Below are 20,873 nucleotides of genomic sequence, written 5' to 3'. Positions count from 1 at the left end.
AAAATCAAGCTGTTTGAGGAATTAATAGTCCTTCAATCTTTTCATATTGATCAATTGACATATTCACATACTGACCTGTGACCGCAAAATATTTGTCTAATGGCTTTAGTCCCTTAATAGAGACTTTTACTGTTAGCCGCGTATCCTTCGAATACAAATCCAGAATAACAATCGAACCCATTTGAAAAATTCGTGAAAAGTGTTTGTTTAATGAATGTAAAAAAGTAACTTCAGTTTCAGTGATGCTTGTCACTTTGCAGACTTCTGTGGATTCTTCATAGTTTTTATATTCACTGATTTCCTTTTTAATAGACGAAGCGGCAAGTCCAACTAGATTAAAGGAATTTAAATCTAGTCTCTTAGAATGTAAAACTTGCACATATCCAATGATAATAAACTGTCGATATTTTATTGGAACACAAATTTCAGCTTTAAAAGGCTCTGTATTTTTTTCTCCCTTAAGCATTCGGAAATAATCATTGAATGGCACTGACATTGCTGGTGTGCTTTCAGGAACGTCACGGTTTAAAATTACTATTGGCTGGTCGAAACTTTTCATCAGACGAATTCGCTCGTCTTGTTTATCTTTTATTATAACAGTATAGCGATCGAAGAGATGTCTGAGCCTATTGTAATTGGAGCGAAGAACTTCTTTGATATGATCATCCCCTAAAAAAATCGTTACTTCATTCATACTGATGATATTACTTACTTTGATGTCAGTTTCAACTTTCTCATCGGTAACTTTTCTTGTATCTGGAGCTCCGAGAGCAGCCATTGCTAATTTCTTATTTGAATTCATCATAGACAATTCCAAATGAAAGGCAGTTGGAGTCACAAGTCAATCAAAATAATCTTTCTTTATTGCAACAAGTCCTTTATTGATATTTGTAAAGTCAGGACGCGCAAGAACTTCATTTTCTAAACATTTCAATTTAATTTTCATAAGGGACTTGTAAGCTTCTGATGCCATTTCAGTTTCATAAACTCTTTGTAATAAGTCATCCATAAGACAGCCAAAGGCTCTTGTTTCTAGGCGAATAATACTTTCCACAACATTGGAATTACTTTTATAAATGGTTGCAGCTCCAAAATCCCCAAAGAGAATTTTGAAATTTCTTTTATCGACTAGGGTATTATGGGCATACAAATCACCGTGCATGATTTCACGAGAATGAAGATGTTCTATTGCAGAGCATATATTCATAAGTATTCTCAGTATTGAATCAAGATGAAAAAGCAAGCCTTCTTTAAAAGTATCTCTTGTGCAGGTTTCAAAGCTCGGCGGGTTTCCTAGATTTTCAAAAGTATCTGGAATTAATTCTAGCGCTAAACCCTGATTGTTCTCTGGATGATTGGAAAGTTTTGCAATCAATTTAACAAGATTAGGATGACTTCCTGCTGCAACCGATGCAAGCATTTCATCTATTGGAAGTCCATCACTTGTAATTCCGCCCTTGAATACCTTTATTGCTATAGACCGCCTATTTGATGTTATCCACTCGGCTTTATGGATTATACCAGAAGCACCTTGCCCCAATTGAGCTTTTATTTCAAGTTCATTCCATGAAATGTCAGGTAAATTAGAACTCGAAAAATAATGAGCAGAACAAGGATTACCCGCAAATGCTAACCATGCTAATTTTGGCAGAGATACTAGCCATGCAGGAATTTCCGTAAGGCTATTTGCTGAAATTCGAAGCAATTCTAAATTTTTACACTCAGCTAAGGTTTCAGGCAGGGTTGTAAGTCTATTCCCGGCGAGCATTAATTTTTGAAGGCGATAGCATTTGCCAATAGAATTTGGTAATTGCGACAAATGGTTGTTTGTCAAGATAAGCCATCGTAAGTTATTTGGGAAAGCATCTTCTTCAATTTCTGCAATTTCATTTGCTTTAAATCCAATTATATCTAAGTTTATACATTTAGAAAGAATACCTGGAAACTTTGTAAAATGATTATCTGAAAGAAAAAGAATTTTTAGATTTTTAAGCAAATCAAAATTATCCGGTAGCTCTGATAACTGATTACCGGATAAATCCAATTGCTCCAAAGTGTCGGATAATGCGAGTATTTCGCTTGGGAATTTTTTTAATCCACAGGAGAGTTTGAGATTTTTTGTTCCAATTAATTTACCAGATTGAAGTTGTTCTAAAGTCTGCATTGTTGATAAAACGTAATATTCTTAATTCGCAACTTAAGAATAAATAATCTAGGAGTGAATTGGCAACAAATTATTGTTCCGCACAAAGAAGATACTTTGATGTGTTGCAATTATTTTGCGCTCCAGTTGAAATTGAACTATAACTAGTAGCATCACTCAATCCAAAACGTCCTGTCATAATACCCGATGAGCTTTCCCATTCATTACATCTAAACAATCCTAATTCCCATTCATTTCCAGATCCTCTAAAGCCCGTCCAATATTGTTTTTGAGCACCTGAGTCAAAAGGATTTGTTAACGATCCAAAGGTAAATATACTAGAAGCATTGGTTGTGAAAATAGGTGCCGAATCAGAGCCACGAACATACACAGTATTAGCCTGTAAAACCCAATTATTTAAAGTTGGCCTTGCTTCTCTTAAACCATTTGCGAATAAAATTGCTTTATAAGAACTTGTATTTGGTTTATTGGCATCCGCATTACAAAGATTATCCGCACCAGCAGGACCGTCTCCGCCACCACCTGCAGTCCTTAAGTCTCCATTAAATGTGGAAGCAGTTACGAAAATTTTGTAGACAGTTGTCTGCACTATAATACTAAAAGTAGCCGTTGTGCTTCCACCTGCGTTGCTCGCTGTAATTGTATAACTCGTCGTGCCTTGATTGACTGTTGGTGTTCCCGATATAGCGCAGGTCGTATTGTGAATGCTTAATCCAGTGGGTAATACAGGACTTGCACTACAAGAGGTTACTGTGCCGGTGACTGTCGGAGTTATCGTTGCAATGGCCGTATTATTCTTAAATGTATAAGAACTACTTGAATAGGTTAGTGCAGATGGGGTTGCTGTCACAGTTATACTAATCGAAGCAGTTGTATTTCCGCCCGCATTGGTGGCAGTAATTGTATGTATCGTTGTTGCCTGTGTCACCGTTGGTGTTCCAGAAATCGCACATGTTGTTGCATTTATACTGAGTCCAGTGGGTAACGCCGGTGATGCGCTACAAGATGTCACTGTGCCAGTGACCGTAGGAGTATTCGTTGTGATTGCTGTATTCTGACTATAAGAATAAGGACTTCCTGTATAGGTTAAAGCAGAAGGTGCAGCAATTATGACTGAAATATTTATATTAGCCGTAGTATTTCCGAATGCGTTTGACGCCGTGATAGTATAAGCAGTAGCCGCTTGGGTTCCTGTTGGTGTTCCAGAAATCGCGCATGTTGTCGCATTAATGCTGAGACCAGCGGGTAACACCGGTGCGGCGCTACAAGAAGTAACTGTGCCAGTAACTGTAGGAGTATTAGTTGTGATTGCTGAATTCTGACTATAAGAATAAGGACTTCCGGTATAGGTCAATGCAGAAGGAGGATTTGCATCGATAATTATACCGATTGATGTCGTAATACTCAAATTTGAATTACTTGCGGTAATGACATAAGTAGTGAGTGTTTGAATCGTTGTTGGAGTTCCACTAATAGCGCATGTCGTATTATTTATGCTTAGACCAGCGGGTAATGCTGGACTAGCGCTACAAGATGTTGGTGTTCCTATCAAGATAGGAGCGTTTGTCGTGATAGGAGTATTTTGTGTATAAGTATAAGGACTTCCTGTGAAGGTGACAGAAAATGCATTTGAGTTTATTGTAATACTGATCGTAGTTGTCGTCGTGAGAATGGAATTACTGGCTGTAATTGTATAAGTAGTTGCAGTCTGACTTGTCGTAGGAGTGCCTGTGATTTCACATGTGGTATTACTAATACTTAGACCTGCGGGTAATGTAGGATTTGCGCTACATGATGTAATAGATCCAACTGTTGTCGGCATTGTTGCATTAATTGCTGAATTTATCGTAAAGGTAAAAGGGCTCCCGCTGTAGGTTATCGATAAGTCCGAGCAAGTGATAGTAATATTTGTGATATTGGCATTTGTGATAGATCCATTTCCGTTTGCGATGGAGCAATATTGTGTAGGAGAAGACGGATATGTTAGGATTGTCACTGAATATGTTGCATTTGCATTTAATGCAGTGTTAAAAGTAAAACTACCCTTTCCTTGAATAGAAATGTTATCTGCTCCATTGTTCTGAAGAACTAAACTAGAACCAGTTAACCCGGTAACTGTTCCGCTCACCGTATACTGAATTAATGAAGTGTTTACTGAATTTTTTTGAACCAAATCATATATATAAAACAACTTAGGATTCTGATCAAGAGCACAGGCTGAGAAAAAAAAACTTACAAATAGAGCGATCAGAGTCGTTACTTGCAGTAAGATAAATTTTCTGAGTCTTGTTTTCATATATATATTTGACGAAATTTTTTGACTAACTATAGACTGATCTTATTCAGTTTTTATAATAAATCTCTCGTGAAAAATAAATTTCCATTTGTATTCCAGAAAATTCCTTCAAGCATCCTTTTCGAAGAAGCAAATTTATATATCTTTCCATATTTGATTATAACAATTAAATTGAATCCTTTTTTAATGCCTTGGAGTTTTATTTCATAGTTTCATAAAAAAAGTTATTTATAAGCGCCGATAGCTGAGTTAGCTACTCTTGTGTTTCCATCTCTATCAAGAGAATTTCCGCAGGCAGTTGAAAAAACGGAAAGATCGCCTGAGGTCATGCCCTGTGAAATTCCTGTGGGAGTTGCGGGATCAAGATGAAAATCATTTCCTGCAAAGTTTACAAAAACTGGAGATAAGATTGTATTGTTCAATCCAGTTGGGTTAGCCAAAACTGCCCCGCATCCGTTTCCAAAATTTCCACTACAAAAATTATTGCGGATAATACCGTTTTCATCATAGAGTGTATTGCAATTGGACAAGTTATTTGCTGCTAATGTTTGATAGGTAGATGCAGCATTTTCTTTTATACAAGTCGTAGATGCAGAAGATACCGGATTCCCTGCAATAATATTTTGATCTAAACTAAAATTCGTATAACCTGCATTAGTTATAAAATTTACAGAAAAAACAGTTCCGCTACTTACACTTGCACCTATGATTGTATTTCCATTAAATTTTGTTCCTGCCCCTGCATTCATTTGTGCCATTCGTAGTGTTATCGCATTACCGGCATTAGTCCTTCCTCCACCAAATAAAACATTGCTACAAAATTTTAATTGATTACTATTTGGAGTAGGGATATCAACAGCTATGGGAGTTCCTACACCGGATTCATTTAAAAAAGAATTTCTTTGAACGCTTGATGCTCCTCCACTCCAATTTTCCAAACTAAGAGCAGTTCTGCTTGAATTACTCGCACCGGCTACTCCTGAGTTAACCGTATTTCCTGTCATCGTTAAACCAGAATTTGCCGCATGTCTGATACCTATTTGTAGACAAGACCCTGTGCAGGCACCAACGGAAATTGTATTTCCAGTATAAGTCGTTCCTGCAGAAAATGCATTATTGATACCCCATGTAGTTGGAGCACTTCCACTGCTTATTGTGTTATTTGTTATGGTCAATGTTGAATTATTAAAAGCAATATTGATTCCCGATGCTTGTAATGTCGCATCACCGGAAGAAATTGTATTACCAGTAAAATTATAAGTAATACTTGCCCCCATAGAATTTGTTGCCGAAATACCAAACGCCTTGCAAGAAGTTCCAGTGCAGTTACCAGATATTATACTATTATTTGAAAAAGTAACTGTATTACTCATCGTATTAAATGTATGACTTAGATAATAACCGCGGGTATCACAGTTAAGTCCACTGCAAGTTCCTGATGAAATTGTATTATTATTAAAAGTTAACGTTGCCTGCGCATTATCAAAAATTCCAGTGCTAATACAAGCTGAGGTATTGCAGAGACTTGATGTAATAGTATTTCCTGAAAATGTATGAGTTGTTCCACTACCTGATAAATGAATTCCTGCTGAACTACAAGTAACTCCCGTGCATAGCCCGCCAGTCATTATATTGTTCGTTGCTACTGTAGTAGTAGAACCAATTATTTGTAATCCCGCCGAAACACAATTAGCCGCATTGCATAATCCAGATGTAAGATTATTTCCAGATATAGTATGTGTCCCCGTTGAATTAAAAAAGACAATTGCTTGAGATCCATTTGTCCCGCCCGATCCGGATATGATTGTGTTATTTGAAATGGTAGGATTAGAGGCACTTGCCCCCGTCGTGATTCCTTTCGAGGAGGTTGTTCCAGGCGCGGTTGTAATTGAATTTTTATCGACTAATAATCCGTTGCCGCTTGTATAATTTATACCGAAAGAATTAATTCCCGATCCAGTATTAATTGTATTTTCAGAGATAGTCATGCCATTTGCTGTCGCAAAACTAGCTGTAATCCCAATTGAATCACAGCCAGGACAATTTCTAGCTGTAATTGTATTTTTACTAAGTGTTACAATACCATTAATAGTATTCGTTGGAAAAAATCCGCTCGAATTGGTCGTTGATATTCCAGCATCAATGTCACAATTCAAGATGGAGATTGCACTTGTTCCAGTCGAGCCATTATAAACAATCCCATGCGTAGTGCTTGATGCGCCTGCAACAAGAGAAGCATTGAATTTATTATTTGTAAGATCGATTGTTCCTGCACTATTCGAAGAAACAAAGCCTACCGAAGTAAGACTAAGTGTTGAACTAAAATCGTTTGTAACGGTATTTCTTATAGTAACCCCAGAGCCACTTTGCAGATTTACAACTCCGATTGGTGATACATAAGAGCCAGCATTAGCCGAAACAGGTCCATTTACAATAATTCCATCTAAGATACTTTTTTCCTTTGTTCCAGCATGATTGAAAAATTTTACGGAAGAATATGGATCAGGTCCTGTTCCTGTTACATTGGTCGATGTATCTGTTATAATAGTATCATAAGGAGGTAAACTTGTCTTATCCGCTCTGCGTTTTGTCCAATCAGATGGATCAAAACCACCAAACAAACTAACGTTAGACGAAATTAATATAGGAGCTGATATAGAGTAAGTGCCACCTTTCATAGCTATAACACAAGCGACAGTTCCAGAACAAAGAGAAAGAATGGAAGCAATCGAAGCCTGTAATGTTTTCTTTGGATTTTGCGAAGTTCCTGAATTATTATCATTACCCGCTATTGAGTCTACGTAGACCAACGAGTCCGCAATATAAACAGTAACCCCTTTTTCGGGAACATACGAAACTCCACCTTCACTTTTACAATCACTGGACAAATCTAAGTTAAGACCAGATACTATGTTTACTCCCCAACTAGAACTTGGTTTAAAAGACAAACTAAGCTTATCGGTTGAAACTGTGGTTGTGCCAGCAACAACTCCTCCATTTATCTTTATATTACAACCAACTGCGCTCATAGGGGTGTCCAAAGTGACTAAAAGAGTTTGTGTTTTAGAAATGACAACAGGAGATATTGTATTCTTGGAAGTGAAGTCTGTAGAAACAACTTTTGGAATGCCAGTAGTTGTAGGAGTTTGTGGAAGAGTTGGCGCACTTTCGGCTGTTACTGAATTACTGACAATACTAGAAAGTCTTGCTATATATGAAATAAAACCCAGATTAGAATTAGTCGATGAAGGAATACTCTCACAAGTAAGCACATTGACTAGAAAAAATAGAATTATTATAAGTCTATAAAGCATGGTGAAATATGGTAGGCTTAGAAAACAAAATGTCAATTGAATTTTTCATAAAAGATAAGTTTGATACAAAATGTTTTCAAGACTCATTTTGATTTAGCTAATGTTTCAAAACGTTTTATGAAATAAATAAGAGGCTTAATGGTTTACTTTCATTGACAATTAAATTGATGCAAATTTAAAGTCTGATTGGAAACTAATAATGCAAAAAAAAAAATTAATCATTTTATGTCTGATCCTATTGAATGGGTCATTTTTATATTCACAGGCAAGCACGGAGCAGACAGAAGTAAAGCCGTCACCCGAAATCAATCAGTCAAAGGAGGAAAAATCTCCTGATTTATCTGAACGTAGAGTGACAGAGCGAAAAGGAAAGAAATTCTTTACTTGGGGATACAATCGCGGCTATTATACGCAAAGTGATATTAACTTCAAAGGTCCCGGATATCAGTTCACCTTACAAGATGTAACCGCTCAAGACAAACCAGAAAAGATTGATAGCAACTATATCAATCCGACTAAGTTCGATATACCGCAATTCAATTGGCGATGGGGAAAGTATATAACGGACAAAGTCTTTTTTTCCTTTGGGCAAGATCATATGAAATATGTAATGAGTCGCGGACAAGATGCAAGTATCTACGGGTATATATCCCCACTCGCACTTCAAAAAGGTCATCTACTTGCAGCACCGGATATTCTTGTTTATCTTTATTTATTTCCTGAAACAACAAACTCATATGCAGGGTATCACGGAGGGCAAGGAGTAAAGGTTACGCCTGACCTTCTGAAGTTTGAGCATACAGATGGATTAAATTATTTTAGCGGTGATATCGGAATTACTCATGCTCTTTGGGAGTCTGTTGATGGCAAACATGCTTTTAGTTTAAATGCGGCAGTTGGTGCAGGTCCTATTATCCTCAAGAGTGATGTAAGACTTTTTGGCGAAGGAAAGAATAATAGATACAATATTGGCGGTTATGGTGTATCGACTAACGTTGGTTTTAGGTTTGATTATAATAAAAGATATTTCTTTGACACAACCCTCAAAGGCGGTTACATGGATTTACTCTATATCCAAACCACTGGTATGTCAAAAGATCGAGCGAATCAAAATTTTGGATTTTTAGAGATAATTGCCTGTGTAGGCTTGAATATATTCTAGAGTCCGCGATATCTGAATTCGATTTTTCTTCTTAACAAAAATCGAATTGTAAATAGACAAGAAAACCGTCTTTTGCAAAGAATGATAAGCGTGCTATGGAAATAATTGTAATCATAATTCTAATTCTCTTGAATGGTATTTTTTCAATGTCAGAAATCTCGCTGGTTTCTTCCAAAAAGAACCGGCTTGAATCTGCATCTAAGAAGGGAAGTAAGGGTGCGAAGATTGCTCTAGAGCTAGCAAGTTCTCCTAATCGTTTTTTATCGACTGTTCAAATTGGAATTACTTTAATCGGAATACTGACTGGAATTTTCAGTGGTGAAAATATTACGAAAAATTTAGAAGCTGATATTGCGCAAATTCAATTTTTTCAAAACTACGCACACCCAATTGCAGTTAGCACTGTATTAGTTGCTATTACCTTTTTCTCTTTAGTATTCGGTGAGTTGGTTCCTAAAAGAATTGGATTAACCTATCCAGAAAGCATCGCCAAGAGTATTTCACAACCAATGAAGATGATTTCTATCGCCACAGCTCCTTTTATTTGGTTGTTGATTCAAACTACTGAATTAGTTTTAAAGCTACTTAGAATTACCCCCTCTACTGATAATAAAGTTACAGAAGAAGAGATAAAAGCTATTATCCGTGAAGGAACGGAGGATGGAGAAGTGCAGAAGATTGAGCAAGATATTCTTGAACGAGTTTTCTATATTGGTGATCGAAAGGTCAGCTCTCTAATGACCCATAGAAGTTCTATGACATTCTTGGAGTCAGGTTTTTCTAAAGAACAAGTAAGACAGACAATCACAGAAGCTCTTCATTCTATATATCCTGTTTATAACAAGAATCCAGACACTATTTTAGGCGTAGTAAGTTTAAGGAGCCTATTTGTAAATATTGACCAAGAGAATTTCAACATTTCATCTCTATTGCAAGAACCAATTTATATTACAGAGACAACCTCAGCCTATAAGGCACTGGAAAAATTTAAAAAGACAAATGTGCATTATGCGCTTGTTACTGATGAGTATGGAATGCTACAGGGTATTGTTACACTGGATAACATTCTAAAAGCCCTTGTCGGAAATGCTTCCGAGTTTAATCAAAATGAATTAAAGTTAGAAAAACGAGAGGATGGGACATGGTTGGTAGATGGTCATTATCCGCTACATGACTTCCTTATTTACTTTGAGTTAGATGACCTTGTTCATAATTATGAAATTAATACAATTAGTGGACTAATCTTAAATGAACTAGCCCATATTCCCAAAGAAGGTGAAAAGCTTAAATGGAAAAACTTCGAGCTTGAAATCCTTGATATGGATGGAGTCAAGATCGATAAGGTCTTAATTAGGGCAATATCATAATACTTTTGATCTATAACTCAAAACATAAAATTGAATCAATAAGCATCCACAGTTTTAAAAGTAGAAATTTCTCCTAGTCTACGACGGGATAACTTCTGAGTAGACGCTAGTCCTTCTAAAATAAATTCTACACCGGTTACAAATAGATGATCTTCTCCATCCATTCCTTTTTCATGCAGTAAATCCCATAGCGCAGGAACGGTTTTTAATAAAGCGCGATAACTTGCAGTAGGCATTAGATCGGATATTTCTAATTTGCCCATCGCGTATATTTGTTTTGCTATGTCATTGAAGTTCGATGCGTATTTTTTGGGAGGAAAATATTCTTCAAAAATTATACGTGTTGCCTGGTCAAGTAGTTTGATTACAACCTGGTATTCGCTGACGGCTTCGTCGCGGTAAGGGTCTAATTCTATTTTGCCGGAGCAAGATGCAAATATATTTCCCAAGTCAGTGAGTCTTACGTAACCTTTTGATTCACCAAAATTCAGAGCACGTTTTCTGGCTGAACTAACGGCTACTTCATAGTTTGCGATAGAGAGTCTTGCGCTGACTCCTGATTTTTGATTTACTAAATGAGAACTTCTAGCTTGAATAGTGATTTCTTCAATGATCTCTTCGATATAAGGAGGAACAATAATTTCGGGAGTCTTGAGGGGAAGTTTAAGCTCTTGTTTTGTTATCTCAAGTCCGATTTGTCTCGTCTTAGGATAATGCGTTCTTATCTCCGAACCAATGCGATCTTTTAATTGAGAAATGATTTTTCCACTTCTAGAATAATCATCCGGGTTTGCAGTAAAACAAACCATAACGTCAAGCGGAAAGCGAATAGGAATTCCACGAATTTGAATATCAGCTTCTTCTAATATATTAAAGAGAGAAACTTGCACTAGATAATCTAAGTCAGGCATTTCGTTTACTGCGAATATGCCTCTATTCATACGGGGAAGTAATCCAAAATGAATTGCACCTTCAGAAGATAACGGCTCCCCATTCACAATACGAGAAGGATCTAAATCACCAATGATGTCTCCTATTCTTGCACCGGGAGCAAGTCTTTCTCCATAACGTTCATCAGGAGTAAGCCAGGTTAATTCAGTATTATCCCCTTGCTCGTTGATTATTTTTTTACCTTTAGCGGTGATAGGGTGAAAAGGACTTTCTGGAATTTCAGTTCCTTTGATGATAGGAATTCTTTCGTCAAGCAGGTTGACTAAGGCGCGCATGATTCTACTCTTGGCTTGACCCTTTTCTCCGAGCATAACAATATTATGCCCCGAAAGAATTGCATTTACAAGTTGAGGAATTACTGTATCTTCATAGCCGTGAATTTTGGGAAATATGATTTCTTTGTTTAAGAGTTTAGCAGATAGATTTTCTGCCATTTCCATTTTGATAGATCGCTCGATATAATTGCTTTTCTTTAATTCACCAAAGGTTCTAATTTCTTTCATTTAAGTCCTCTAACATTAGAGAATGAAGTAAGCCATAAAATGAAAAGAAATTTTTATGGCTCTTTCAAAATTAAACTGTAATTTCTAGCGCTGGAAAATTCTATTATTCAGCGAAGTAAATTTTAGATAGGTTAAATTATTTCTTTGCAGGCAAAGTTACATCTTTTCCTGTTTTGAAGAAAAGAAATACACGAATGCAAAACATGATGACAGACATGACTGATTCATCAACCGGTCCGGGAATGTTAGGTAGAACAGGATAAATAAGAGCGAGCAGGACAGGCCAGTTATTTTTAAAGCTTTGTCTTATACTTCGATCGCGGACAATGAATACTATTGAGGTAATGAATACGGGAATAAATCCTAAGACACTAACAATCAGATATACTATGGAACTTCCGGCTAATACTAAAAAGCCGCTTAAGTCACTAGGAAGTCCCTGGTTCCATATGAAATAGATTCCAAAGAAAAAGAAAAGATAAGCGTAAACGCAGATAAACAAGACTCCCCAGATGAGACCGTAAGGCACTCCGCTTTTTATTGGTGCTGGCACAGGTGCAGTTTCTTCCACTAGATTAACCCTCTTTCTTTAAAGTCTTTAATCACTATTTCCAAATCTTCTGGTGAGTCAACGGATAATCCTGCTTTGTCGGTTAAATAAATTCCGATACTATGCCCTGCTTCTACTGCGCGGAGTTGTTCTAGTGATTCGGATGCTTCGAGTTCGCTTTGCGGTAAATTGTTGTAATTTAGTAAAAATTCTCTTTCATAGGAATAGATCCCTAAATGACGGTAAACGGGTGTTATCTTTTTGTGGTTTGATGGAATCAGAGAGCGTGAAAAATACAAAGCCTTCTGGTTTTTATCAAAGACTACTTTTACTCGATTCGGGTCGCTTTGATCGGATGCAGGCATGAGACAAGCAGCCGTAGTCATTTCCCAATTTCTATTTTTTATCTTTAATGCTACAACTCCATCAATGAGTTCAGGCTCTATTCCAGGTTCATCTCCCTGGATATTTACAACTACGTCTACTCCTGATAATCCGCTTACTACTTCAATCAGTCTGTCTGTTCCTGTTGCATGGTTAGGGTCGGTCATTACAACGTTTCCACCTGCATTTTTAATTACTTTGTAAATATCTTCATGGTCTGTTGCCACAATTACATCTGATAATGACTTTGCTTTCTTGGAATGAAAGTAAGTCCATTCAATCATAGTTTTGCTTCCAATCTTCGCCAGTGGCTTTGCAGGAAGTCGCGTGCTTGCGTAACGTGCGGGGATAATTCCGATTATGTTCATACTGTTTTTTCTTGTGCTTTCCATTTCATAGTGATTGTATCAAAATTTTTAGTTTTCATAGAATTATTATATAACTCCCTGAATCTTTCTAAAATCAACAGCGAACTTTTTGCCTTCTTTAATAATTTCTTCAATCGTCATATCTTCAAACAGATTTTGTCTCCATTTTGTATAATCAAACTTTTCACGATTAATGATAGAAATAAATTTCTCTGCTTCGATAATATCCATATATTTGAATAGGATATTAAATCCTATAGATTTAATTTCTGCATCGGTTCTCATTGGCTTTCTCCTATTTTAATAATAAAATCAACGGGATTTAAAATTGAAATCTCAGAAATTTCCGATTTCTTCTTTATAAAATTCCATTATCTGTTGTGATAAAATAATCTGCTTTCGTTTCAATTGCACATGCCAAGTGAATAGAATCTTTTTTCCCTATTCCTAATAAATGAAACTTATTAGCTATCTTTTCGGTTTCACCGGTTCCAACAAAGTAAATTTTAGCATATCGTTCAAAATTGTAAATTTCATTTTTCTTTTGTTCGTCAATGTTTTGTTCGTTTTCGTAATCCAATAGAAATGACCAAACTAATTCGATAAGCCCATTTTTTACTTTTTCTTGAATGGCAAGCTTTGCTTCACTTTCAATTCTAATTTTAAATTGACTTTGATCGTCATAGGGTCTATTAAAACAACAGTTGTCTAAATAAATACGCATTCATTCTTCCTTATCATACCTAAATGTCTCATACAAAAAAGCCTGAGGCAAATCGTCAATAGCCTTATTTTCTTTTCTTTGCATTTATTTTTATCAAATAGCCTTTTGTAAATCTTGTCTTAAATGGGTCAAAGCTTTTCCCAATAGGTTTTCGCCTTTCCAGTTTTTCGGATCTAACCTATCAGGATTATCAATTGCAAGAGCAATTCCCCATACCTTATCATTTGGATTTACTTCAACTAAGATTTTTTTGTTTGTTTGATATAGAATTTCCTTAAGATGAATATTTTGATAGAACTTTAAAAAATTTCCTAAATATACAATTTGGTATTTTACTTTATCCCATAAATTTGAATCAAAGTTACGGATAATCCTTCCTAATCGCTGATGCTCTTTTGGATTATCTGTATTTAATATATCAGAAGCTGTTTCAAGATCATTCATGAGAATTGATTTTTGATACATCATAAATTGTTCTGCACAATTGAATTCTATTCCAGAATAAATAAATGGACTATACCACCATTGACTTAAATGGCCTTTTAGAAAGAAAATATATTTTTCTTGAATATCCCAGTAAGAGTCAGCGGGCTTGTTTGATGTAATCATGATTTGCCTCTTCAATAGTGAACAAACTACTCATTCTAAATCGATTAGTCAATGAAATAAAGGGGCTGTTAATAGATTTGAATTTTCCGATGTCATTCCCATAAACATTAAGCTTCTTTTTTAATTGGGCATCTGTAGAAATTGAGATTCCCGATTAAAAATTTCGGGAATGACAGAATGAGACACAGAGAATATGTATACCCTCCTCAGTGCCTCTCTGTCTCAGTGGTAAATCTTAATTCACGATAAATTCGTGGAAGTAGACTTCTTTGATTTTTCCGTTTGTTAGAATGTGATTGATATGAGCTTTAATTTCTTCGCGTAAATCCAATTGATCGTTTAGAGTTTTTAAATCTTCTTTTGTTTTACGAGAGATAATCAAGTTGATGATGTTTTGCATTTGAGGAAGACGGGTTGCAAGCTCTGCGCCTAATGCTTGTTGTCCTGCGTCAAAACCAAATGTTAATTTCAGCTTGATAAAATGTGCTTCGCCAATATCAGCAGTATTGATACGGAACTCGTCAACGAAGTTAAATGTTTCGAGTGGTGGTGGAGCTTTTACAAGTGCGATATTCTTTTGTTGTTTATAAACACTTGTAGCTGTCTTTTGTGCGACAAATGTAGATATAACCGCTACGAGAATAACGCCTAGTATCCCCGCTGCAATCCATATTAACCATTTTATAATTGGTGACGATGCTTTCGGCTCCGCCGCCGGCTTACCATCTTCGTCTTCTAATTCTGCTGCTGCATCACCCATGAGTAATCTCCTTAAACAAGTTCAATTTTTTTTTAGTCCTCACCCTCTACGGAAGTTTCCGTGTTCGGGAGTTTTGTATCTGGCAATCCTAGGTTGCTTTCAGAGAAACCTCGTTTCACTGATTTTTCAGATAAAATTACAATATCAATTCTTCGATTGTATGCTTTCGCTTCAGGGCTTCCCATATCTTCTACGGCAAATGGTCTTGCTGAGCCATAACTAACTGCTTGAAATAATCCGGGAGGAAGTTTTCCAACGTTAATCATATAAACGGTGGAGTTAATCGATCTTGCCCCCGCTAAATCCCAGTTGTTGATATAGGTTCTTTCTTCACGCCCAACGTTCGTTCCTGGAAGAACTGCATCTTCATCACTATGACCTTCTACTTTTACATAACGCTCTAAATCTTTAATAAGTCCAGAAGCTTTTTTTAATACATCTTTAACAGGTGGAAGTAAAATGGCGGAGGCAGGATTAAAGTAATCTGCTCCTATCAGAGAAATCACAAGCCCGCGCTCATCCTCTGTGATTCTAACTCTTCCCTTTTCTATTTCCGATTTGAATACTTGCGTTGCTTGATTTCTAGCTTTAGAAAGTGCTTTCCCACTTGTCTGAGAAGGCAAGCTCTCTACGTTCATCCCTAGTTCTTCGAGAGATCCTTTCGCAAGTGTTTGTCCCCCATCAAAAAAGCCTGTAGAAGATTTGAATACAGAGAGGATAATTTGCATTTCCCTCTGATTCGTTTTTCCAGTAGTATACAGCATAATAAAGAAGCATAAGAGTAATGTCACCATGTCTCCATAGGTCAACATATACTCCGCTACTTTTTGAATGCAGTCAGGACAGTTTTGTTTTTTAGCCATAAACCAGTCTTAGTCCTTACCGTCGTCTTTTAATACGGCACGTTCTGATGGAGCAAGATAACTAGAAAGTTTTTCTTTCACAATACGAGGATTATCCCCGGACTGAATAGAAAGAGTTCCTTCTATCATAATTTGTTTCATTGATAGTTCGTCTTCACTTCTCTTTGCTAATTTCTTTACGAATGGAATTGCAAGTAAGTTAGCGGCAAACGAACCGTATAACGTTGTAATAAGAGCGGCAGCCATACCTTCCCCGATAGCAGAAGAGTCTCCACTACCAAGATTCTTAAGCATCGCCACAAGACCAATCAGTGTTCCAAGCATCCCGAAACCAGGAGCCAATCCACCGTATGTGTCCCACCAAGCTCTACCAGATGCGTGACGACTTGCTATATTTCCAATTTCAGTTTCCATAATATTTCTAACTAGCTCAGGGTCAGTTCCGTCCACTACAAGCTGAATTCCTTTCTTTAAAAATTCATCCGGTAATTCATTTACATCATCTTCCAATGCAAGTAAACCCTCTCTACGTGCTTTCTCAGAGAAAGAAACAAGAGTTGTTATGAGTCCAGGTATATCGAACTTATCCACAAAGAAAGCTTTGCGCGTAACTTTACCAATAGAAAGAGTCGAATCCCAAGTGGCAGAAATCATAGTAGCAGCAGTTGCTCCACCAAACGTAATAAGAACGGAAGGTATATTCAAAACGTCCCCCGCTCCTAAGCCGGCGTAAATTGTCCCGAAGGTCAATAGAACCATCCCTGCACTTATCCCAACGACTGTTGCTATATCCATTTTAGTTACTTCTCCTCATTTGCGGAAATATGTATTGCGTTCATAAAAACTTTTCTTTGGTATTCTATGATGCTTTTGATAATTTCATCTACTTTTTCTTTTACGATAATTTTTTTATCGTTTTGTAAAGTGATTACCGAATCGGGTGTTGCTTCAATACTTTCGATCAAATTACAGTTTATTACTAGCTCGGAGTTATTTAATCTATGTAAGGTAATCAAGGTCTGTCCTGTGTAGAGTTTAGTTTTCTCTAATCTGTCTATCGACCTGATTTTTTATTTCATTTATGAATTTTTCTTCCGTGAACCGATTTATATTCTTTTGGAAATCTGTTGTCTTAAAGGAGAGCCTTTCGAACCGAGAAATGGCTTCATTTAACGATTCTACGGTTTGATTTGGGAAAAAAACGCCTGTCTTTCCATCGACCACCGTCTCCAAAGCCCCACCTTCTCCAAAAGCAATCACCGGAGTGCAGTAGCCTTGGGACTCAACGGGTGTGATTCCGAAATCTTCCAACCCAGGAAAGATAAAGGCACGAGCCTTTTTGTAATACTCGGCGATTTCGGCGCGGGGCTTTCCTCCTAGAAACTCAATATTAGAAGGAACAGATTGTTTAAGTTTCTTTTCGTCTTGTCCTCCTCCGATGATAACAAGTCTCTTTCCATTTTGGCGAAATGCTTCTATGGCAAGGTCAATTCTTTTGTAAGGAGCGAAAGCGGAGACGATTAAGTAAAAATCCTCTTTCTTTTCCTCGATGACCTTGTATCCTTCTGGCAGACAGGGTGGGTGGATGACTACAGAATCCCGCGCGTAGTATTTTTTAATTCGCTTGGCGATAAATTTTGAATTAGCGGTATATTGATCTACTCGATGAGAAGAGGAAACATCCCAGGAGCGTAGATAATTGGAAATAGCTTGAATGATAAGAAACTTAAGTCCACTCTTTGCGGGAAAATAATCGTAATAGAGATCCCAAACATAACGCATGGGAGAATGTATATAGGAAATATGAATGCTATTCGGGGGAGGAATAATGCCCTTAGCCACACAATGAGAAGAAGAAAGAATCAAATCAAATCCGCGCAAATCTAAAGTTTCAATTGCCATTGGAAACAAAGGAAGATAAGAACGATATTTGCTAGCCTTAAACGGCAAACGATCAGTAAACGCAGTATGAATCTTTCGATTTTCAATTCTTTCGTTTAACGTTCCCTTATTATAAATCAAAGTAAAAAGCTCCGCCTCGGGATAAATCTTTAACAGTGAGTCTAATACCAATTCCCCCCCCCTCATCCCCGTCAACCAGTCATGTATAATTGCTACTTTCATTTTGTGTTATGCTTTCCTTTGTTTTGTAAAATTACTTTCTACCTTTGGATTGCAGCCCTGCTCAATTCTTGCACACTGTTGAACTTAGGTAAATTCTCTCGCCATTTAGTATAATCAAAATTATTTCTTTTGATGATAGAAATAAATCTTTCAGCATCTAAATTATTCATGTATTTTAAAAGGGTATTCATTCCCTCATATCTTATCTCAGAATCAGTTTTCATCGTGATTATGATGATTCTCATAAACATATTTTATTTCAAGTCTTTATTCTAGTTTCGGGCTGAATCCTTTCCGTATCCGCTAAATTAACCCCACCCTATTGAATCATTAAAAAGTTTTTCGCAATCTTGTGGTGTTTGGCAAAACGGTAATCCTTTTTAAAAATTGTAGAAGAAATTTGTAAGTATCTTTACCATTAGCCTTAGCAGTTTGAAGAAGCGAATACCAGAATGCACTTGCAAAAGCTCCAACAGGTGAACCAGAAAAGAGCCAATTCTTTCTTCCTAGAACAAAGGGACGGATCGCATTCTCGACTAGATTATTGTCAATGTAAACTTCGCCATGAGATAAGTATAATACGAGTTTGTCCCATTGACCGATTGAATATCGTATTGCTTTTCCAAGATCAAGAGTCCCTTCTGGTTTTGTAGTGAGGTCTTGTAGGTGAAGGTAGAGAGCGTCTAATATCGGTTTGGCTTTCTCTTGTCTGATACGAACAATTTCAGAAAACATCTCCTTTTGAAATAGACCTAAAGTTCTCATTTCCTCTTCTACTTTGTAAAGCTTTCGAATTTGATTGAGAATATTTCTAGCAATTGGATTTTTATTTGCCTTCCAGATTTTCTCAAACTCTCTTCTTGCATGAGCCATACAACCTGCATGGAGTATATATTCATTATCCCGAAAATGTGCATCGTAACTTCCGAATCCATCTGTCTGGATAATTCCATTATACCCTTTCAAATATCTCTTCAGAAATTCCGCACTTCGAGTCTCACGATACATATACAAGAGAACTGGTCGTTCAAAAGTTCCACCACGAATTAGCCACATATACGAATCTGTGGTATCACTTCGACCTTCTTCTTTATGAACTTGTAAACGAGTCTCATCAATTCCCAAAAGCCTTCCGCTCAAGAGTATATTTTTGTAAAAGGAAAATAAATGTTGATACCGCTCGTAAACTCCTATCGTCCAATTGCAGAGGGTAGCTCTTGTTATCTCCAACTTATGTCGAAGAAATATACTTTCCATTCTGTAAAAAGGAATATGGTCAAGGAATTTACTGATTAAAATGTATGTGAGTAATTCAGGAGTTAAATGGCTCTTAGGTAAAATCTGCGGAGGCATTTCTGCGGTTACTACAATTTTACCCACTTCATTTCTTTCATCACCTTCGCAATGTTTGCAGGCATATTTAAAACGAATATGTCTTTCAATATAAATTTTTGCAGGAATGTATCCAAGTTTATCAGAAACTTCCTCTCCGATTCTTTTCAGCTCATGACCACAATTACAAATTTTTTCTGACTCAGGAATATCATGAATGATTTCTTCTTTTGGAAGGTGTTCAGGTAATGGCTTTCTGCCCACTTTCTTTCTTGCAAATGATTTTACATGAATCGTTTCACTATGACCATCAAAGATTTTTTCTTCATCATTGATTCCTTTTTCAGCTTCATTAAATAGAAACCCAAAATACAATTCACTCGGATCAATTTTCTCTGATTTCTTTCCAAATATCTTTCTATTAAAATCAAAAATGATACTTTCTAATTTTAAAATCTTATTCTGCTTAATTTCGTTTGCTTTGGTTAATGATTGTTTGTCTTGCGTGAGAGAAGTAATTTTTTTAACTAGACTTGCATTTGTCTCCTCAAGCGCATTATGCTTGTTTGCCAGAGAACGAATGTATTGTTGTAAAAATTCAATATCAGCAGGAAGATTTTCAGGCAGATTCACAATTTTTAATTTGCATTCTGCCTGAATTTGTACAGCATTTTTTATTTTGAATTAGAAAAATTATCGCTTTGTGTTTTTTCCCTTGTGTCAATACCGGAAAGTAACCAGATTAACTCTTTCTTCGTAATATTTATATTTTTATTAGGGTTAAATGGAAAGTTGCCTTTCTCAAGTCGCTTCATCCGACGTAGCCTTCTTAAGCCATCAGGCGTGAAGGCGAAGGTCTGCAAGGTTTCGTCCATCAGACGAAAGGGGGGCTAGTAACTATTTGCCGCCCCCGCTTCGCGTCTAGCATGCCTACGTCTCCTTAGTCGGAGACTCCGCACCCAGTAGATTATTTTGATTAGTCTCTGTGAGCGTCCACAGAAAACGAATAGACTCTTCTCGAATGGATCAAGATTCATTCCGTTTTGCACAAGACCAATTAGCCCATTCCAGGATTTTCTCATATCTATATACTGAGGATAAAGAAAGATTTTAAATTGAAAGGGATTTGTTAATATCATAATCGTATCCTCAAACTGATTTCGAATTCCCAATTCTCTAAAATCCGTAATTCAAAATAGTTTCCAATTTCCCTTCCTCTTCTTGTATTTGAATTGGATTCCAGTCTATACTTCTTTCACTTGTCCTCTGTTGCCAATTCATAAAGGTTTGGTAGCGTATTCCATTCTGTCTGCAATACTCAGCCTTGCTTAGCCCGCTAATTGCACAATCAGCCATGTGTTCATCTTTTGTTTTTTTATTTTCCATCCTTACACTTTAGCAT

At 36.7% G+C, this 20,873-nt stretch carries 21 protein-coding genes and 1 pseudogene; 3 read left to right on the top strand and 19 right to left on the bottom strand.

Annotated elements, in window-relative coordinates:
* Positions 1 to 4: 4 nt before the first annotated feature.
* The 4 genes from IPH52_02655 to IPH52_02640 form a co-directional block, all read right to left on the bottom strand.
* Entirely contained in the window at positions 5 to 805 is an 801-nt protein-coding gene (locus IPH52_02655) for a hypothetical protein (protein MBK7053942.1), read from the bottom strand.
* Positions 806 to 841: 36 nt separating this feature from the next.
* Positions 842 to 2,164, bottom strand: a complete 1,323-nt coding sequence (locus tag IPH52_02650) for a protein kinase (protein ID MBK7053941.1) — start codon at positions 2,162 to 2,164, stop codon at positions 842 to 844.
* A gap of 70 nt (positions 2,165 to 2,234) precedes the next feature.
* A complete protein-coding gene (locus tag IPH52_02645) occupies positions 2,235 to 4,460 on the bottom strand; it encodes a putative Ig domain-containing protein (GenBank protein MBK7053940.1) in 2,226 nt (741 codons plus the stop codon).
* Between the two features lie 224 nt (positions 4,461 to 4,684).
* Complete coding sequence (locus tag IPH52_02640) at positions 4,685 to 7,489, bottom strand: right-handed parallel beta-helix repeat-containing protein (protein MBK7053939.1); 2,805 nt, start codon at positions 7,487 to 7,489, stop codon at positions 4,685 to 4,687.
* A 13-nt stretch (positions 7,490 to 7,502) separates the two neighbouring features.
* Between IPH52_02640 and IPH52_02635 the strand changes: the two genes are divergently transcribed.
* The 3 genes from IPH52_02635 (at position 7,503) to IPH52_02625 (ending at position 10,303) form a co-directional block, all read left to right on the top strand.
* Positions 7,503 to 7,769: a hypothetical protein gene (locus IPH52_02635; protein MBK7053938.1), complete on the top strand. Its 267-nt coding sequence runs from the start codon at positions 7,503 to 7,505 to the stop codon at positions 7,767 to 7,769.
* 204 nt (positions 7,770 to 7,973) lie between these two features.
* Positions 7,974 to 8,936, top strand: coding sequence for a hypothetical protein (locus IPH52_02630; GenBank protein MBK7053937.1), 963 nt, complete (start codon positions 7,974 to 7,976; stop codon positions 8,934 to 8,936).
* Between the two features lie 95 nt (positions 8,937 to 9,031).
* Complete coding sequence (locus IPH52_02625; protein ID MBK7053936.1) at positions 9,032 to 10,303, top strand: HlyC/CorC family transporter; 1,272 nt, start codon at positions 9,032 to 9,034, stop codon at positions 10,301 to 10,303.
* Between the two features lie 35 nt (positions 10,304 to 10,338).
* Here IPH52_02625 and IPH52_02620 read toward each other — a convergent pair whose 3' ends face one another.
* From IPH52_02620 to IPH52_02550, 15 genes and pseudogenes are all read right to left on the bottom strand, one after another.
* Positions 10,339 to 11,757, bottom strand: coding sequence for a magnesium chelatase (locus tag IPH52_02620; GenBank protein ID MBK7053935.1), 1,419 nt, complete (start codon positions 11,755 to 11,757; stop codon positions 10,339 to 10,341).
* A 136-nt stretch (positions 11,758 to 11,893) separates the two neighbouring features.
* Positions 11,894 to 12,328 carry a hypothetical protein gene (locus tag IPH52_02615; GenBank protein ID MBK7053934.1) on the bottom strand — a complete coding sequence of 145 codons (435 nt, stop codon included), beginning with the start codon at positions 12,326 to 12,328 and terminating at the stop codon, positions 11,894 to 11,896.
* Positions 12,328 to 13,059 (bottom strand): 3-deoxy-manno-octulosonate cytidylyltransferase, encoded by a 732-nt coding sequence (gene kdsB, locus IPH52_02610; protein MBK7053933.1) that lies wholly within the window; start codon positions 13,057 to 13,059, stop codon positions 12,328 to 12,330. Before kdsB ends, IPH52_02615 begins: the two co-directional genes overlap by 1 nt.
* A gap of 66 nt (positions 13,060 to 13,125) precedes the next feature.
* Positions 13,126 to 13,344, bottom strand: a complete 219-nt coding sequence (locus IPH52_02605; protein MBK7053932.1) for a hypothetical protein — start codon at positions 13,342 to 13,344, stop codon at positions 13,126 to 13,128.
* Positions 13,341 to 13,783, bottom strand: a pseudogene (locus tag IPH52_02600) (PIN domain protein). The gene IPH52_02605 and the pseudogene IPH52_02600 overlap by 4 nt, the downstream one beginning before the upstream one ends.
* A gap of 93 nt (positions 13,784 to 13,876) precedes the next feature.
* The gene (locus IPH52_02595) at positions 13,877 to 14,392 is read right to left on the bottom strand and encodes an NADAR family protein (GenBank protein ID MBK7053931.1); all 516 of its coding nucleotides are present in this window, start codon (positions 14,390 to 14,392) and stop codon (positions 13,877 to 13,879) included.
* 235 nt (positions 14,393 to 14,627) lie between these two features.
* On the bottom strand, positions 14,628 to 15,152 hold the full coding sequence (locus tag IPH52_02590) for a flagellar basal body-associated FliL family protein (protein MBK7053930.1): 525 nt from the start codon (positions 15,150 to 15,152) through the stop codon (positions 14,628 to 14,630).
* A gap of 32 nt (positions 15,153 to 15,184) precedes the next feature.
* Positions 15,185 to 16,015: a flagellar motor protein MotB gene (motB, locus tag IPH52_02585; GenBank protein ID MBK7053929.1), complete on the bottom strand. Its 831-nt coding sequence runs from the start codon at positions 16,013 to 16,015 to the stop codon at positions 15,185 to 15,187.
* Between the two features lie 9 nt (positions 16,016 to 16,024).
* Positions 16,025 to 16,810, bottom strand: coding sequence for a motility protein A (locus IPH52_02580; protein ID MBK7053928.1), 786 nt, complete (start codon positions 16,808 to 16,810; stop codon positions 16,025 to 16,027).
* A 5-nt stretch (positions 16,811 to 16,815) separates the two neighbouring features.
* Positions 16,816 to 17,031, bottom strand: a complete 216-nt coding sequence (locus IPH52_02575) for a flagellar FlbD family protein (protein ID MBK7053927.1) — start codon at positions 17,029 to 17,031, stop codon at positions 16,816 to 16,818.
* 19 nt (positions 17,032 to 17,050) lie between these two features.
* Positions 17,051 to 18,139, bottom strand: a complete 1,089-nt coding sequence (locus IPH52_02570; GenBank protein MBK7053926.1) for a glycosyltransferase — start codon at positions 18,137 to 18,139, stop codon at positions 17,051 to 17,053.
* Between the two features lie 38 nt (positions 18,140 to 18,177).
* Positions 18,178 to 18,363 carry a hypothetical protein gene (locus IPH52_02565; GenBank protein MBK7053925.1) on the bottom strand — a complete coding sequence of 62 codons (186 nt, stop codon included), beginning with the start codon at positions 18,361 to 18,363 and terminating at the stop codon, positions 18,178 to 18,180.
* Between the two features lie 106 nt (positions 18,364 to 18,469).
* On the bottom strand, positions 18,470 to 20,104 hold the full coding sequence (locus tag IPH52_02560) for an IS66 family transposase (protein ID MBK7053924.1): 1,635 nt from the start codon (positions 20,102 to 20,104) through the stop codon (positions 18,470 to 18,472).
* Positions 20,105 to 20,361: 257 nt separating this feature from the next.
* Positions 20,362 to 20,610 carry an IS66 family insertion sequence element accessory protein TnpB gene (gene tnpB, locus IPH52_02555; GenBank protein MBK7053923.1) on the bottom strand — a complete coding sequence of 83 codons (249 nt, stop codon included), beginning with the start codon at positions 20,608 to 20,610 and terminating at the stop codon, positions 20,362 to 20,364.
* 37 nt (positions 20,611 to 20,647) lie between these two features.
* Entirely contained in the window at positions 20,648 to 20,857 is a 210-nt protein-coding gene (locus IPH52_02550; protein ID MBK7053922.1) for a hypothetical protein, read from the bottom strand.
* Positions 20,858 to 20,873: the final 16 nt, after the last annotated feature.

Source organism: Leptospiraceae bacterium (assembly GCA_016708435.1).
GTDB lineage: Bacteria > Spirochaetota > Leptospiria > Leptospirales > Leptospiraceae > UBA2033.
Note: the sequence above shows the minus strand (reverse complement) of the source record. Positions and strands in the feature narration are given on the sequence as shown.

Coding starts and splice junctions, on each gene's coding strand:
- tnpB (MBK7053923.1), bottom strand. CDS start 20,610: ATGATATTAACAAATCCCTTTCAATTTAAAATCTTTCTTTATCCTCAG.
- motB (MBK7053929.1), bottom strand. CDS start 16,015: ATGGCTAAAAAACAAAACTGTCCTGACTGCATTCAAAAAGTAGCGGAG.
- IPH52_02645 (MBK7053940.1), bottom strand. CDS start 4,460: ATGAAAACAAGACTCAGAAAATTTATCTTACTGCAAGTAACGACTCTG.
- IPH52_02650 (MBK7053941.1), bottom strand. CDS start 2,164: ATGCAGACTTTAGAACAACTTCAATCTGGTAAATTAATTGGAACAAAA.
- kdsB (MBK7053933.1), bottom strand. CDS start 13,059: ATGAACATAATCGGAATTATCCCCGCACGTTACGCAAGCACGCGACTT.
- IPH52_02605 (MBK7053932.1), bottom strand. CDS start 13,344: ATGAGAACCGATGCAGAAATTAAATCTATAGGATTTAATATCCTATTC.
- IPH52_02655 (MBK7053942.1), bottom strand. CDS start 805: ATGATGAATTCAAATAAGAAATTAGCAATGGCTGCTCTCGGAGCTCCA.
- IPH52_02570 (MBK7053926.1), bottom strand. CDS start 18,139: ATGAAAGTAGCAATTATACATGACTGGTTGACGGGGATGAGGGGGGGG.
- IPH52_02550 (MBK7053922.1), bottom strand. CDS start 20,857: ATGGAAAATAAAAAAACAAAAGATGAACACATGGCTGATTGTGCAATT.
- IPH52_02620 (MBK7053935.1), bottom strand. CDS start 11,757: ATGAAAGAAATTAGAACCTTTGGTGAATTAAAGAAAAGCAATTATATC.
- IPH52_02630 (MBK7053937.1), top strand. CDS start 7,974: ATGCAAAAAAAAAAATTAATCATTTTATGTCTGATCCTATTGAATGGG.
- IPH52_02590 (MBK7053930.1), bottom strand. CDS start 15,152: ATGGGTGATGCAGCAGCAGAATTAGAAGACGAAGATGGTAAGCCGGCG.
- IPH52_02640 (MBK7053939.1), bottom strand. CDS start 7,489: ATGAGCGCAGTTGGTTGTAATATAAAGATAAATGGAGGAGTTGTTGCT.
- IPH52_02595 (MBK7053931.1), bottom strand. CDS start 14,392: ATGATTACATCAAACAAGCCCGCTGACTCTTACTGGGATATTCAAGAA.
- IPH52_02565 (MBK7053925.1), bottom strand. CDS start 18,363: ATGAAAACTGATTCTGAGATAAGATATGAGGGAATGAATACCCTTTTA.
- IPH52_02625 (MBK7053936.1), top strand. CDS start 9,032: ATGGAAATAATTGTAATCATAATTCTAATTCTCTTGAATGGTATTTTT.
- IPH52_02580 (MBK7053928.1), bottom strand. CDS start 16,810: ATGGATATAGCAACAGTCGTTGGGATAAGTGCAGGGATGGTTCTATTG.